11 protein-coding genes are annotated in these 13163 nt (G+C 45.0%); 1 reads left to right on the top strand and 10 read right to left on the bottom strand.

Features of this window, described 5'->3' with window-relative positions; translation table 11 throughout:
- Positions 1–60: 60 nt before the first annotated feature.
- From ACI39P_RS01255 to ACI39P_RS01220, 8 genes are all read right to left on the bottom strand, one after another.
- Positions 61–792 (bottom strand): FCD domain-containing protein, encoded by a 732-nt coding sequence (locus ACI39P_RS01255; protein WP_439718902.1) that lies wholly within the window; start codon positions 790–792, stop codon positions 61–63.
- Between the two features lie 82 nt (positions 793–874).
- Positions 875–2053 carry a CapA family protein gene (locus ACI39P_RS01250; RefSeq protein WP_439718901.1) on the bottom strand — a complete coding sequence of 393 codons (1179 nt, stop codon included), beginning with the start codon at positions 2051–2053 and terminating at the stop codon, positions 875–877.
- A gap of 143 nt (positions 2054–2196) precedes the next feature.
- Positions 2197–2517 (bottom strand): hypothetical protein, encoded by a 321-nt coding sequence (locus tag ACI39P_RS01245; protein WP_439718900.1) that lies wholly within the window; start codon positions 2515–2517, stop codon positions 2197–2199.
- Between the two features lie 88 nt (positions 2518–2605).
- On the bottom strand, positions 2606–3481 hold the full coding sequence (locus tag ACI39P_RS01240; protein WP_439718899.1) for a TPM domain-containing protein: 876 nt from the start codon (positions 3479–3481) through the stop codon (positions 2606–2608).
- Complete coding sequence (locus ACI39P_RS01235; RefSeq protein WP_439718898.1) at positions 3478–4608, bottom strand: hypothetical protein; 1131 nt, start codon at positions 4606–4608, stop codon at positions 3478–3480. The genes ACI39P_RS01240 and ACI39P_RS01235 overlap by 4 nt, the downstream gene beginning before the upstream one ends.
- Before the next feature lie 497 nt (positions 4609–5105).
- A complete protein-coding gene (locus ACI39P_RS01230; protein WP_439718897.1) occupies positions 5106–6353 on the bottom strand; it encodes a stalk domain-containing protein in 1248 nt (415 codons plus the stop codon).
- 178 nt (positions 6354–6531) lie between these two features.
- Positions 6532–7239, bottom strand: a complete 708-nt coding sequence (locus ACI39P_RS01225; protein WP_439718896.1) for an ion transporter — start codon at positions 7237–7239, stop codon at positions 6532–6534.
- Between the two features lie 15 nt (positions 7240–7254).
- The gene (locus ACI39P_RS01220; protein WP_439718895.1) at positions 7255–7689 is read right to left on the bottom strand and encodes an Rrf2 family transcriptional regulator; all 435 of its coding nucleotides are present in this window, start codon (positions 7687–7689) and stop codon (positions 7255–7257) included.
- A gap of 152 nt (positions 7690–7841) precedes the next feature.
- Here ACI39P_RS01220 and ACI39P_RS01215 point away from each other — a divergent pair, with 152 nt between their 5' ends.
- The gene (locus ACI39P_RS01215) at positions 7842–8402 is read left to right on the top strand and encodes a nitroreductase family protein (RefSeq protein ID WP_439718894.1); all 561 of its coding nucleotides are present in this window, start codon (positions 7842–7844) and stop codon (positions 8400–8402) included.
- A gap of 79 nt (positions 8403–8481) precedes the next feature.
- Here ACI39P_RS01215 and gyrA read toward each other — a convergent pair whose 3' ends face one another.
- Positions 8482–10974 carry a DNA gyrase subunit A gene (gyrA, locus tag ACI39P_RS01210; protein ID WP_439718893.1) on the bottom strand — a complete coding sequence of 831 codons (2493 nt, stop codon included), beginning with the start codon at positions 10972–10974 and terminating at the stop codon, positions 8482–8484.
- A gap of 165 nt (positions 10975–11139) precedes the next feature.
- On the bottom strand, positions 11140–13041 hold the full coding sequence (gyrB, locus tag ACI39P_RS01205) for a DNA topoisomerase (ATP-hydrolyzing) subunit B (RefSeq protein ID WP_439718892.1): 1902 nt from the start codon (positions 13039–13041) through the stop codon (positions 11140–11142).
- Positions 13042–13163 lie beyond the last annotated feature (122 nt).

Here is a 13163-nt window from a genome sequence, read left to right as displayed (position 1 = left end):
AAGGATAAATCCTTCATTTACAAGGATTTATCCTTTTCTTTTTTCATGCTTTTTTCATACTTAACCGTATTTTACCGTCAGGTTTACATAAGAAATATGCTCCCGCATAGCCGAATAAGCCGTCTGATAATCCCCACCCTTAATGGCTTCGATGATCTTCCCGTGCAATTCAATGGTAACATCGATAACTCTGGGGTTCTGGGTCAGAGATTCCCGCATGGCAAGGCGAATCCCCTTTTCAAAGGAATCTTTAGATGCCATCATGGTGCTCATCAAGAGCTTATTATGGGTTGCCACTGCTACCTGCATGTGAAACATAGAATCATAATCTACAAACTGATTCACATCATGGCGATATTCTTTCATCTTTTCAAAATAATATTCCAGCTGAGCAATATCTTCCCTGGTTGCACGCTTTGCCGCATAGCTGGCCGTCTCCCCTTCCAGCATATAGCGAAATTCCAGCAGATCGCTCAAGTCAGAATTTTCTACGGTAATGCTGAAAGGCGCAATATTTACGATATTATCAATCTCATTAATAAATGTCCCCGCCTTGGAACGGCGGATAAACCCAAACACTGACAAAGCTGTATAAGCTTCCCGCAAAGTGCTTCTGCCAATGCCCAGCTGTTCGCTGACAATGTTTTCATTGGGCATCATATAACCCGCAGGCAGCTTACCGCTGGTGATCAATTCTTTGAACCGCTGAAACAGATTTTGGGAAATATTATTTCTCCCCAGATCTTTCTTTAAATAAGCGGCATTTTCCAATAAATAATCTCTTTCTTCCATATACAGGATTCCTCCCTTATCTTTTGTATATTATTATGTACACTATCGTACCATAACTTTTGTTGCATGACAAGATAAAATTTTATGGTTTCGGAAAAATATATTCCTCCTGCATATCTGAAAGGGGAATTTCCCTTCCCAAAAGGAAGCAGGCAGTCTCCCGGTGGATTTCCTCCAGGCGGCTCTGGTCTTTTTTCCGAATTTGAGAATCTTTCTCAGATTGTGATAAACTCAACCTTTCATAGACACTGCGCACCACAAATTCATCTTCATTTTGCCCATTTCTAAACTGCGTCCAGATGGGCACAAAGGAAACTTCTTTTACAGAAGGCGCTTCCTCGCCAATTTGTTCTACTGTTAAATGTAAAATAATGGAAGCATTTCTGGGTGGTGTTGTCTGAGAAGAAAGGAAATTTCCTAATGAATAAATGATGAATCCATCATGAATCCCATTCCCATGATCCAGGGTACGATATTCCATTTTTTGCAGCACATGGGGATGGCTGGCAAGGACAATATCCGCCCCAGCGTCAAATATCAGATCTGCCCATTCCACAAAAATATCTCTGGGATAGGTTTCATATTCATTGCCCATATGGGGCATCGCCACCACCACATCGGCATTCTGTCTGGCTTCTTTGATATCAGAAACCATTCCATCTGTATCGATGAGGTTCACCAGATAATCCTGGGGCACAGGGATGCCATTGGTGCCATAGGTATAGGAAAGAAAAGCAAAACGAATGCCGTTTACCTCTTTATATAAAATGGTATCCCTCTCCTCTTGGGAGCGATAGGTACCAAAATGGGAAATGCCGTATGCATCCAGCTGATCCAGGGTGCGGATGAGCCCCGCCTGCCCTGTATCCATACAATGGTTATTGGCAGTGGTCAGCAGGTCAAAGCCCGCATCCTGCAGCGCATCCAGAAAGCTGTCCGGCGTATTGAAGCAGGGATAGGAGGAATAGGGACGATCCGGGCCGCCAAAGGTCAGCTCCAGATTGCCAATGACAAGGTCGTTTCCTGCAAAATATTTCTTCACATCCTGAAAATTATGCATAAAATCATATTCCCCTGTGGCAGGATCATAGGCTTCGTTATATTGATAATCGTGTACCATGATATCCCCCACCACTGCCAGTTTCACAGTCTTGATGATAGGCTCTGCTTTTCCCGCTGTGGCGGTAAAGGTCGGCTCGCTTTTGCCGCAGCCGGAAAACAGCAGGATTGCCGTCAGCAGGAATGCTGTCTTTCTTTTCATCTTTCTCCCTCCTCCCAATAAAAACAAATGTATTTGTCAAAAAGTATATCATATTTATATGAGAAAGAAAACCTTTCCTCTTTCTTTGCTTTCCTCCCCAATAAAAAAGCCCTGGACATTCCAAAGTCCAAGGCTTGTTTTCATCAAAACCGTTTCATATCATTCATTTCTTCTTCAATCAGGCCATCTTCATTATAATGCAGACCCTTCTCGATATTTTTCCGCCGATTCCATCTGGTGACAAAATAGGCCACAAAACAAAGGGCTGTGGGAACCATCATATATCCAAAGAAATGGATATCATCAAACGCGATGCCCATGAAAACAGAGAACGCAATCATCCCAAAAGCAAAGATAAGACCAGGCCAAGGGGATACTGTTTTGGCAGAAATCACACCTTCCATAATAATAAAGACTGCAAAAAGAGAAATCATCTGTCCGTATCCTAAAATCGTTTCTAACATAAAAAACACCTCAGTTTTTGTAGATTTTACGCCCCTGTGTTTTATTGTATCATTCTGTAAACTTAAAGTCAATCAGAACTGTTTGCATCTAAAATTTTCCGCCGCCTCCGCCAAAGCTTCTGCCGCCTCCGCCGTGGAATGTGGTGGAAGGGCCGCCCCAGCTGCCGCCGCTGTGGTGATGGTTATCATCATTTCTTGGAACAGGCATCATAGTCGTATGGGTATTGGCAAAGGTATCCTGATTCACCTGCAGATGGAAGCCATTTTCCTTTAGGTATGCCCGCCCATCGGTAAAGGGACGGATATTTTTGCAGGATTTCCGCATGCTTGCCACGCTGATTCCTGCAATCACCAGGGAAAACACTGCCGCCACGCCTACAAACATGGGCACCCTGCTATTCTTTTGCAATGCCAGGTTTTGGGAAAGATAGGCACTGGATTCCTGCTGATAAGGGGAAACATAAGAATCAGGGTTTTCCTGATAGGCCGCATATTCCTCAGCAATATCGTTCATATCCATAAAAAGGGAAAAGAACGCCCCATAATACTCCCCGTCAGAAAGATATTCTTTCATATTATTCCACATGAGGGCAATATAATCATCCGTATAAATATCGATAGCCTTGCCGCAGGTGACGATCTGCCCTTCTCTGTTCGTCATATCCAACACGAAAATAACACCATCATAGGTCTCTCCCAGCCCCAATTCGTGCTCCACATAGAAATCGGCACCATAGTTCCGGGCAGATTTGCCTTCTGTATCATAAGTCGTCACATAAGCCAGATCCAGCCCCCAGCTTTCCCGCATCTCCTCAATCCAAAGGTTCATTTCCTGTTCCTCGGTTGCAGAAATCAGATCAGCATAGTCAAAGACACGCTGTTCCATGGTTTCATCGGCAAAGGCAGGCACAAAAGAAAGGAGCATACAAAGAAAAGTTACAAAACAAAAGATTCTTTTTTTCATCCGATGACACCCCCTGCCACAAATACGATCAGAAGCGCAATCAAAAAGGTGATCAGGAAGATGATACAGAACCATTTTGCCGTCTGCCCGCCGCTGACAGGCAGCTCCCCGACGATCTTCCCCGTTTGTCCATTCATAGCAAAGAGATAATCCTTCCCCTGATATTTACTGATCAGCATCCAGACAGGCAGCAGCATATATATCTGCCGGTCGGAAGAAAAATCCGTATGGCATTTCACCCCATAGACCCGCTGATAGCCTCTGCCTCCTTCTGCCGCTTTATGTTCCACGCCTGGGGTAATACGGGAAGTCATGCGGTCGTATAAATCCTTCGGTTCGTATGTATATTTTTCCGCCAGAAACCCGCTCAGGTAACTCATATCAAAGGGTTTTTTCTTTTCCAGATGGAAGGGCTCCAGGGCATCCATCAAGTCATCCCGCATTTTTTCCGAAGCATCCAAGGGGATATTTTCAAATTCCATGCGCCCTGCCCGGTGGATATGATAGAGGTCTGTTTTGGTGTAGATAAAGCGGGTATCTGTCCACGTGGTCACGTTTTCCCCCGTGGCATGGTAATCGAAATCCGCCTTGCAGTCGAAAAGCCAGAACGGCACATACACCCCGGTGATTTTCTCCAGCCTCTGCTCAGAAGTATACCCCTTCGGCAGCAGCTTTTTACCCTTGCACAGGTTCAAAAAGGCTTCCTGGGCATCTTTCTTATCTGTTTCAAAGGGCAGGATGGCCGCCGGGCGATATTCCCCCTCCAATTGCTTGGGCAAGATGGTGGGGTTGCCGCAGAATACGCAGAAGGTAGCCGCTGTCACATCATCGGTAACGATTTCCCCGCCGCAGGAGGGACAGAGATAGGCCCGCATATGGCTCAAATCTTCCTCCGGCTGGGGGATATTTTCTTCATAATGATAGGTTACATCGGCAGTATCCTCTTCCGCTTCTGCCCGGGGGCGTATCTCATAATCATCTTCTTTGGTCTTGGCTCCCCTCTGCTCCAGTTCCTCCATAGTGAATTTGCCTTCACAGTAATCGCAGACCCATTTCCCCTCTTTTCCATCATAGCGCAGATAAGCCATACAATCGGGGCAAAGGTAAGTCAAAGCTGTTTTTTCCATTTCTTTCACATCCTTTTCAAAAGGCTTTTTCTTCAGTGTATCATAGTCATTTTTTCCTTTCAATGAAAAAGCGAAGGTCATTTTCAAAAGAAAAAATGGCAAAACCCCATTTCGAGCTTTGCCATCCTTCCCTATGATTTAACTAGGTATAAAATCCTTTGTTTTAATACACTTCATCATAAAAAACAGTTTTATGTAATGATACGAAAAACCGATACCGTAACTCATGCTTCTGCAGATACTTCAGCTTCTGCAGGTACTTCAGGTTCTACAGGTGCTTCAGGTTCTACAGGTGCTTCGGGTTCTACAGGTGCTTCAGGTTCTGCAGGTACTTCAGGTTCTGCGGGTGCTTCCAGAGCATCAGCAGCGATACCGATCAGTTTTGCTTCGCTGTCCCATGTTACTTCAAAGCCCAGAGCCGTGCCCAGGTCACGCAGTTTGATTTTCTGTTCATAATGGATAGTGCCGTTCTATTTCGGTATTATACTATTTCCCAATCATTCACAAAACATTTGCAATATCTTTTCTCCATTTTCCCACCATTGACCAACAAAGAGTGCAGATGCCTCCTGTCCTTCATAAGGAACAAGCTCATTTGTATTGGCATCGTAAAAGAATTCCACATCAGCCATGGAGTATGTTTCTCCGTTGAATATAATGTTATCTTCGGTGCCATCCAAGATACATGCACCAATGCAGTCCTCACATACAATGTTCAATGTATTAGGACTGACAAATTTAGGCATAGGAGTGTCCATTGTTGCTTCTTTGATTGTGTTTTTGAACACACAATTACCGTTTACGGTTGTCCCATCAGGAAGAATTACTTTGGTAAACTGTTCTGCGGCATTGATAATATCACCGTTAAATTCGCAGTTCTCAAAAACGATAGTTCCAAAATCTCCGCTGATTGTTACATCCTCATCAAAGACGAGATTTTCAACTATACGCTCTTCTTCTGCAGCCAGCTCAAATGTGAATTCCGTGGCTTTACTTCTTCCATTTTCTTCCTGTTGACCGCTTGGATTATTGTCTGCCTGAGATTGAGTATCTTCACCACCGCTGTAACCAGCATCAGCAGCGATACCGATCAGTTTTGCTTCGCTGTCCCATGTTACTTCAAAGCCCAGAGCCGTGCCAAGGTCACGCAGTTTGAAGTAGTTGTAGCCATCAATGTTATATGCTGTCAGATCAGCTTTTGCGCCATCCAGAACAACTACCTGTGTGGACAGTTTTGCTGTCTTGTCACCAGCTGTTGCTGTCACTGCTTCTTTGCTGCCTGTGTAAGCTGTGCCTTTTGTCAGTGTGATTGCTTTTGTATCTTTGTCGTAGCCAACTTCAAAGTTTGCAACTGTACCGTTTACAGCAACTGCAACGTCACGCAGTTTGAAGTAGTTGTTGCCGCCGATGTTGTAAGCCTGGAATTCCACTGCTGTACCGTTTACAGCTATTTTCGCATTGGAAAGAACAGCCTTTGCTGTTGCAGGAGCTGCGGGTGCTTCTGCAGGTGCTTCTGCGGGCACTTCTGCGGGTTCTTCTGCGGGTGCTTCTGCAGGTGCTTCTGTGGTTGCTTCCGCAGGTGTTTCTTCGGGTGCTTCTGCAGGTGTTTCTTCGGGTGCTTCCGCAGGTGTTTCTGCTTCTGTAGCTTCTGCTGCAGGTACTGTTGTATCATCTGCAAATACATTTACACTGAAAGCGGAAACTGCCATTGCAGCTGTTAATACGAATGTAACAAACTTTTTCATAATATCCCTCCTAAAAACATTAAAACAAAAGATTTTGTTGCTATTTTAGTATATCATACCATTTCATAAATCCTCAATGGTGATTTTCAACCTTTTTATTCACTTTTAAAAATTAAGAAAAAATTAAGAATTATCTATGTATACATTGAACAAACAAATTCCAATTTACTTCCAATTTTCATTTATTTCTTTTCCGACTGATCTCATCCAGATAGCCCGCTGTAATGATACCCGTCGGCAGGGCAAATACAGCAATTCCCAGAAAAGAAGAAAGAATGGCAACGATCTTGCCGATTTCCGTCACCGGATGAATATCCCCATAGCCGACTGTCATCAGGGTGATGGCAGACCAATAAACCGCATCCAGAAAATTTTGAAAGGTATCCGGTTCCACCTGAAACATGACCAAGGCAGACAGAAAAATATACCCAACGGCAAGATAACAAATCGTCAAAAGATTATCCTTCTCTTTCTGGAGCACTCTGGTCATTAAATGAAACCCTTTGGAATAGCGCAAAATCTTCAAAGGCTTCATACATTTGGGCAGGCGCAGGATACGAACTGCTTTAAAGGTGGAATTCAGCGGCGTTAAAGAAGATAAGATCGCCACCAGATCCACTATGGCAAAGAAGGTAAAGGGATATTCCAAAAAGGCATTTTTCCCTTTTAATTTGAAATCCGCCGTGCTCCACCGCAGGATATAATCCACAATAAAAATCACAACCGTTATCTTATCCATCCAGAAAAAGGAGGGACGGCTGGCGTCCTTGAAGCAAAGAGGAAAGATACTCACCAAAATACAGAAAATCATAAATCTATCATAATTGACGCTGAGCCTATCGTCAGGCTCCCCTTTTTCAATCATTTCATAGATGCGCCGACGCATGAAATTTCCTCCCTTCTATGCTTCTTTTGCTGCCTGAATGATTTCTTCTATCAAAAGAGCTAATGTTACTTTTTCAAAATTTTCTTTCAATGCGGATATGGCATCATCCAAATGGGCTCCCAAAACCATTTCAAAAGAGCCGCCGATCTTGCATGTTTTTGAAATTTGGGGATGAAAGGCAAACAAATCTGTTCTGCTGCCGCCTTCAATAGCAGAAAAAATATCCCACAGCGTAATTTCTGCCGCATCCTTTGCCAAAGCTGTGCTCCCTCTTCCTGCCGATACATGCAGCAGGCCGGCTTCTTTTAATTTGATAAACTGCTGCCGCACCATGACAGGATTGCAGCCGGTGCTTTCCGAAATCATATTGCTGGTTATTTTTTTTCCTTTTGAAACTGCGATCAATATCATCATTTGGACAGAAACTGTAAATTGTGTACTCATTTTCATTTCAAAAATTCCCCCTGCCTGCAGTACTGTTTTTATTCTATCAGATATTTCGTCAAATTTCTCAAAAATTTACAAACTATTTTATTGTAGTTATTGACGCTACAATAAAACCATACTATAATAAAATCATAAAAATGAAAGGAGTGTATAAAATGAATGAAACATTAACCGTAATCAAAGAACGTTCTTCCTGCAAGATGTTTACCGATGTCCTTCCGGAAAAGGAAAAACTGCAGGCCATCGCAGAAGCGGCTATTCAATCCCCCAGTGCCATGAACGCACAGCCTTGGCAGGTCATTGTTGTTTCTGATAAAAAACTGATAGAAGAACTGGAAACGGAAACTGTCCATAAAATGGGAGAAACGCCCGCATTTAAATCATTTTATGATATGGTGACTTCCACCGGAATGAAATTATTTTACAATGCCCCTTGTATGATCCTGCTTCCTATTGATAAAAACAATATCTATTCCAAATATGACTGCGGAATCGCCAGCCAGACCATTGCTCTGGCGGCTCAATCCCTTGGCATTGCCAGCAGAATCATTGCCATTGCCGATGTTGCCTTTTCCGGGGAAAAGAAAGCATCCCTCGAAGAAAAATTCCACTTCCCTGAAGGATATGAATTTGGCTTGGCCGTTTTGCTGGGGTATGCAGAAAAGCCCAATGCTCCCCATGAACCTAAACCGGAAAAAATCACATATATCGATTGAGCAAAAGAAAAAGACCGTATATAGAATCTGATCCTATCCGGTCTTTTTCATCTTTTTCAAAATATCTGCTGTTTAAAATTTACACTTCTGTTGTTTCCATTTCATCCACAGCTTCTGCTGTTTCTTCCTCTTCAATATCCTCTTCGGAAATTTTCGCGATGCCCACAACGGTGACGCCCTCATCCAGATTCATCAGCTTCACGCCCTGAGAAACACGGCCGATGGAAGAAATATCTCTGCCCCGGAGACGAATGATAACGCCTTCAGAAGTAATCAGCATCAATTCTTCATTTTCGCCTATCATCAGCACCCCTGCCAGCTGTCCTGTTTTTTCCGTCAGCTGGTGGATCTTCAAGCCCTTGCCGCCTCTGTACTGCAGATTGAACTGTTCCACATTGGTGCGTTTGCCAAAGCCTTTTTCGGTGACATTCAAAATCTGGGTATCAGGGTCGATCTTCCCGGCGGAAACCACATAATCCCCCTCTTTCAGGGTGATGGCTTTTACGCCTGTAGCCGCTCTGCCCATAGGGCGTACATCCTGTTCAGAGAACTTGATGCCCATGCCGCCCCTAGTGGCTACAAAAATCTCATCCTTGCCTTCTGTTGTCATAACAGAAATCAGGTCATCCTCTTCCCGCAGATTCAGGGCGATCAGGCCGCTCTTGCGGATATTGGCGAAGCAGGTCATATCTGTTTTCTTCACCAGACCCTGCTTGGTAACCATTACCAGATATTGGTCTTCCCTGAATTCATTTGCGGGGATGACCGCCATAATTTTTTCATCGGGGTCAATTTCCAGCAGGTTGACGATAGCAATGCCCCGGGCCGTTCTGCCGGCTTCGGGAATTTCATAGCCCTTCATGCGGTAAACCTTGCCGCGGCTGGTGAAGAACAGCAATGTATCATGGGTAGATGCCAGGAACAGGTCTTTCACATAATCCTCTTCTCTGGTCTGCATGCCGATGATCCCTCTGCCGCCCCGGTTCTGGCTCTTATAGGTATCCAGAGGGGTACGTTTCACGTAATTCAGGTTGGACAGGGTAAATACACAGGTCTCTTCGTCAATCAAATCTTCCACATCGATTTCACCGGGGTTCTGAACCAGTTTGGTACGGCGTTCATCGGCATATTTTTCTTTGATTGCGGAAATTTCATCCTTGATCACGCCCAGCAGCAGCTTTTCATCTGCCAGAATGGTTTTATAATAAGCGATCTTTTTCTGCAATTCCGCATATTCTGCATCGATTTTTTCTTTTTCCAGCCCCTGCAAACGGCGCAGCTGCATTTCCAGAATGGCCTGTGCCTGCACATCGGACAGACCAAAGCGTTCCATCAGCCGTTCCTTAGCATCATCATAGCTGGTACGGATGATGCGGATGACTTCATCGATATTATCAATAGCAATCCGCAAGCCTTCCAGAATATGGGCTCTCTTTTCCGCCTTATCCAAATCGAACCGGGTTCTTCTGGTGACAACGTTTTCCTGGTGCTTCAGATATTCTGCCAGCATCTGCTGCAGGTTCAGCACCACAGGTTTTCCGTCAACCAATGCCAGCATATTTGCCCCAAAAGATTCCTGCAAAGATGTATATTTATACAACTGATTCAGGATGACATTGGCATTGTAATCTTTCTTTACTTCAATGATGATTTTGATATCATCCCCAGCGGAAGCATCATACAGATCGCTGATACCCTCCACTCGTTTTTCCTTGACCAGATCCGCAATCTTTTCAATCAGGCGCAGTTTATTGACCATATAGGGGATTTCTGTTACCACGATCCGTTCTCTGCCGTTATGGGTCTCGATTTCCGCCGTGGAACGAACGATAATCTTTCCTCTGCCTGTTCTGTAAGCCGCACGGATGCCGCTCTTGCCCAGAATATTGGCACCTGTAGGGAAGTCAGGGCCTTTGATATACTGCATCAGCTCTTCCACATCGGTCTCTCTGCCTTCGATTTTGTTATCGATCATGCAGACGATACCATCAATCACCTCCCCCAGATTATGAGGCGGGATATTGGTGGCCATACCAACGGCGATACCGCTGGAGCCATTCACCAACAGATTGGGGATACGGGCAGGCAGAACCGTAGGCTCTTTTTCATTCTCATCATAGTTGGGCACGAAATCCACGGTATCCTTTTCGATATCCGCCAGCATTTCCGCCGTGATCTTGGACATTCTGGCCTCTGTATAACGGCTGGCAGCAGCGCCATAGCCATCGATGGAGCCAAAGTTCCCGTGACCATCTACCAGCATATAGCGCATGGAGAAATTCTGCGCCATACGCACCATAGCCTGATAGATAGAGCTGTCCCCATGGGGGTGGTATTTACCCATGGTATCACCGACGATACGGGCGGATTTTCGATAGCTCTTGTTAGGGTCCAAGTTCATTTCATTCATCGCATACAGAATACGCCGCTGTACAGGCTTTAAACCATCCCGCACATCGGGCAGCGCACGGGCCACAATAACGCTCATGGCATAGTCGATGTAGCATTTCTGCATTTCTTTATTGATATCTATGGTTATGACTTTGTCAATCTCTTTGTTTTCGTCACTCATAAGTTCACCTCTTTAAAACCTTGAGGACGTTGTCCTCAAACTCCTACTCGCTTTTTGAAAAAAGCGAGCCAAAAACTTTTACACTGTGATTGCACAACCGTGCAATCACAATTCGGGTCAAGGGGGTGACCCCCTTGCAGGGTGGTGGGGCAGCGCCCCACGGTCTTAAAAATCCATCTCAGCGTACTGGGCATTTTCCTCGATGAAGATTTTTCTAGGCTCTACTTCATCCCCCATCAGCATACTGAAAATCTGATCTGCCAGCACTGCGTCATCGATGGTAACCAATTTCAAAATACGATGTTCCACCGCCATCGTGGTATCCCGCAGCTGGTCGAAGTCCATTTCCCCCAGACCTTTATACCGCTGTACTTCCTTAATGCCGGTTCTGCCGATTTCCTGATACAATGCCTCCAGCTGGATATCGTCATAAACATAATAATGCTGTTTATTCTTTTCCACACGATAGAGAGGGGGCTGGGCGATATAAACCTTTCCCTCTTCGATGAGCTGGGGCATATAGCGATAGAAGAAGGTCAGCAGCAGGGTACGGATATGGGCACCGTCTACATCGGCATCAGTCATAATCACGATTTTATGGTAGCGCAGCTTTTCAATATCAAAATCCTCGGAAATGCCTGTACCAAAGGCAGTAATCATATTTCTGATTTCTTCGGAATTCAAAATTCTGTCCAATCTTGCCTTTTCCACATTCAGAATCTTCCCGCGCAGGGGCAGGACAGCCTGGGTCTTCGGGTCTCTGGCCTTGATGGCAGAGCCGCCGGCGGAATTCCCTTCGACGATATAGATTTCACATTCATAAGGATCTCTGCTGGTACAATCGGTCAGTTTCCCGGGCATACGGGTATTTTCCAGACCTGTTTTGCGGCGCACCAGTTCCCTTGCCTTTCTGGCGGCGTCTCTGGCTCTGGAAGCCATCATCCCCTTTTCGATAATGATTTTGCCGATATTGGGATTTTCCTCCAGGAAATAGGTCAGATATTCGCTGAGAACGCTTTCTACAGCGGCTTTTGCTTCACTGGTGCCCAGCTTTGCCTTTGTCTGCCCTTCAAACTGAGGATCTTCCACCTTAATGCTGACAACAGCTGTGATGCCTTCCCGGACGTCCTCCCCGGAAAGCTTTTTATCTGCATCCTTAATAATGCCGATTTTTTTGCCGTAATCATTCAATGTTTTTGTCAGGCCGGATTTGAAGCCCACCAAATGGGTACCGCCATCGGGGGTATTGATATTATTGACGAAAGTGAAAATGCTTTCTGTAAAGCCATCATTATGCTGAAAAGCCACTTCCACCAGCACGCCGTCCTTCTCCCCGGAAGCATAGAAAATCGTTTCATACAAGGGCTGACGGCTCTGATTTAAGAAGCTGACAAATTCCTTGATACCGCCTTCATAATGGAAGGATTGACTTTGTTCCATGCCTTCCCGCAGGTCGATGAGATTGATCTTCAGCCCCTTTGTCAGGAAAGCTGTTTCCCGGAAACGCTGTTTCAGGATATCATAATCAAAAACCGTTTCCTCGAAAATCGTATCATCGGGCAGGAAATGGACATAGGTGCCTGTGATATCTGTTTCCCCCACGATAGTCAAAGGGCTGACCACATCGCCTCTGCAATATTTCTGCTGATGGATCTTGCCGTCTCTGTGTACCTGCACGGTCAGCTCTGTAGAAAGGGCATTGACAACAGAAGCACCTACGCCGTGCAGCCCGCCGGAAACCTTATATCCGCCGCCACCGAATTTCCCGCCGGCGTGGAGGATGGTAAATACCATTTCCAAAGCGGACATGCCCTTCTGTTCATTGATATCCACAGGGATCCCACGGCCATTATCCATAACGGAAATGGAATTATCGGGATGAATCTTTACAGTGATTTCATTGCAGAAGCCGGCAAGAGCTTCATCCACGGAATTATCTACGATTTCATAAACCAAATGATGCAGACCCTTGGAGCTGGTGGAGCCAATATACATACCGGGACGCTTGCGGACAGCCTCCAACCCCTCTAAGACCTGAATTTGATTTGCATTATATTCGGATGACATCAAATCCCTCTCTTTCGGTCAATTTATTCTGAAACAAAAGAAACCAGCCGTGAAACAGAAGTTTCCTTTGCTTATCCTATTTTGTTCTTTACAAGAAAAAAGAAGGCCATATATGTGGTCTC

Origin of the sequence: Anaerotignum sp. (assembly GCF_051877975.1) — a bacterium.
GTDB lineage: Bacteria > Bacillota > Clostridia > Lachnospirales > Anaerotignaceae > Anaerotignum_A.
The sequence above is the reverse complement of the archived record's forward strand: the minus strand, read 5'-3'. Positions and strand labels throughout refer to the sequence as shown.

Bases quoted from the DNA above. Each gene is read 5' to 3' on its own strand.
- gyrA (WP_439718893.1), bottom strand. From the start codon at position 10,974: ATGAGTGACGAAAACAAAGAGATTGACAAAGTCATAACCATAGATATC.
- ACI39P_RS01220 (WP_439718895.1), bottom strand. From the start codon at position 7,689: ATGAAAATGAGTACACAATTTACAGTTTCTGTCCAAATGATGATATTG.
- ACI39P_RS01240 (WP_439718899.1), bottom strand. From the start codon at position 3,481: ATGAAAAAAAGAATCTTTTGTTTTGTAACTTTTCTTTGTATGCTCCTT.
- gyrB (WP_439718892.1), bottom strand. From the start codon at position 13,041: ATGTCATCCGAATATAATGCAAATCAAATTCAGGTCTTAGAGGGGTTG.
- ACI39P_RS01255 (WP_439718902.1), bottom strand. From the start codon at position 792: ATGGAAGAAAGAGATTATTTATTGGAAAATGCCGCTTATTTAAAGAAA.
- ACI39P_RS01245 (WP_439718900.1), bottom strand. From the start codon at position 2,517: ATGTTAGAAACGATTTTAGGATACGGACAGATGATTTCTCTTTTTGCA.
- ACI39P_RS01230 (WP_439718897.1), bottom strand. From the start codon at position 6,353: ATGAAAAAGTTTGTTACATTCGTATTAACAGCTGCAATGGCAGTTTCC.
- ACI39P_RS01225 (WP_439718896.1), bottom strand. From the start codon at position 7,239: ATGCGTCGGCGCATCTATGAAATGATTGAAAAAGGGGAGCCTGACGAT.
- ACI39P_RS01235 (WP_439718898.1), bottom strand. From the start codon at position 4,608: ATGGAAAAAACAGCTTTGACTTACCTTTGCCCCGATTGTATGGCTTAT.
- ACI39P_RS01215 (WP_439718894.1), top strand. From the start codon at position 7,842: ATGAATGAAACATTAACCGTAATCAAAGAACGTTCTTCCTGCAAGATG.
- ACI39P_RS01250 (WP_439718901.1), bottom strand. From the start codon at position 2,053: ATGAAAAGAAAGACAGCATTCCTGCTGACGGCAATCCTGCTGTTTTCC.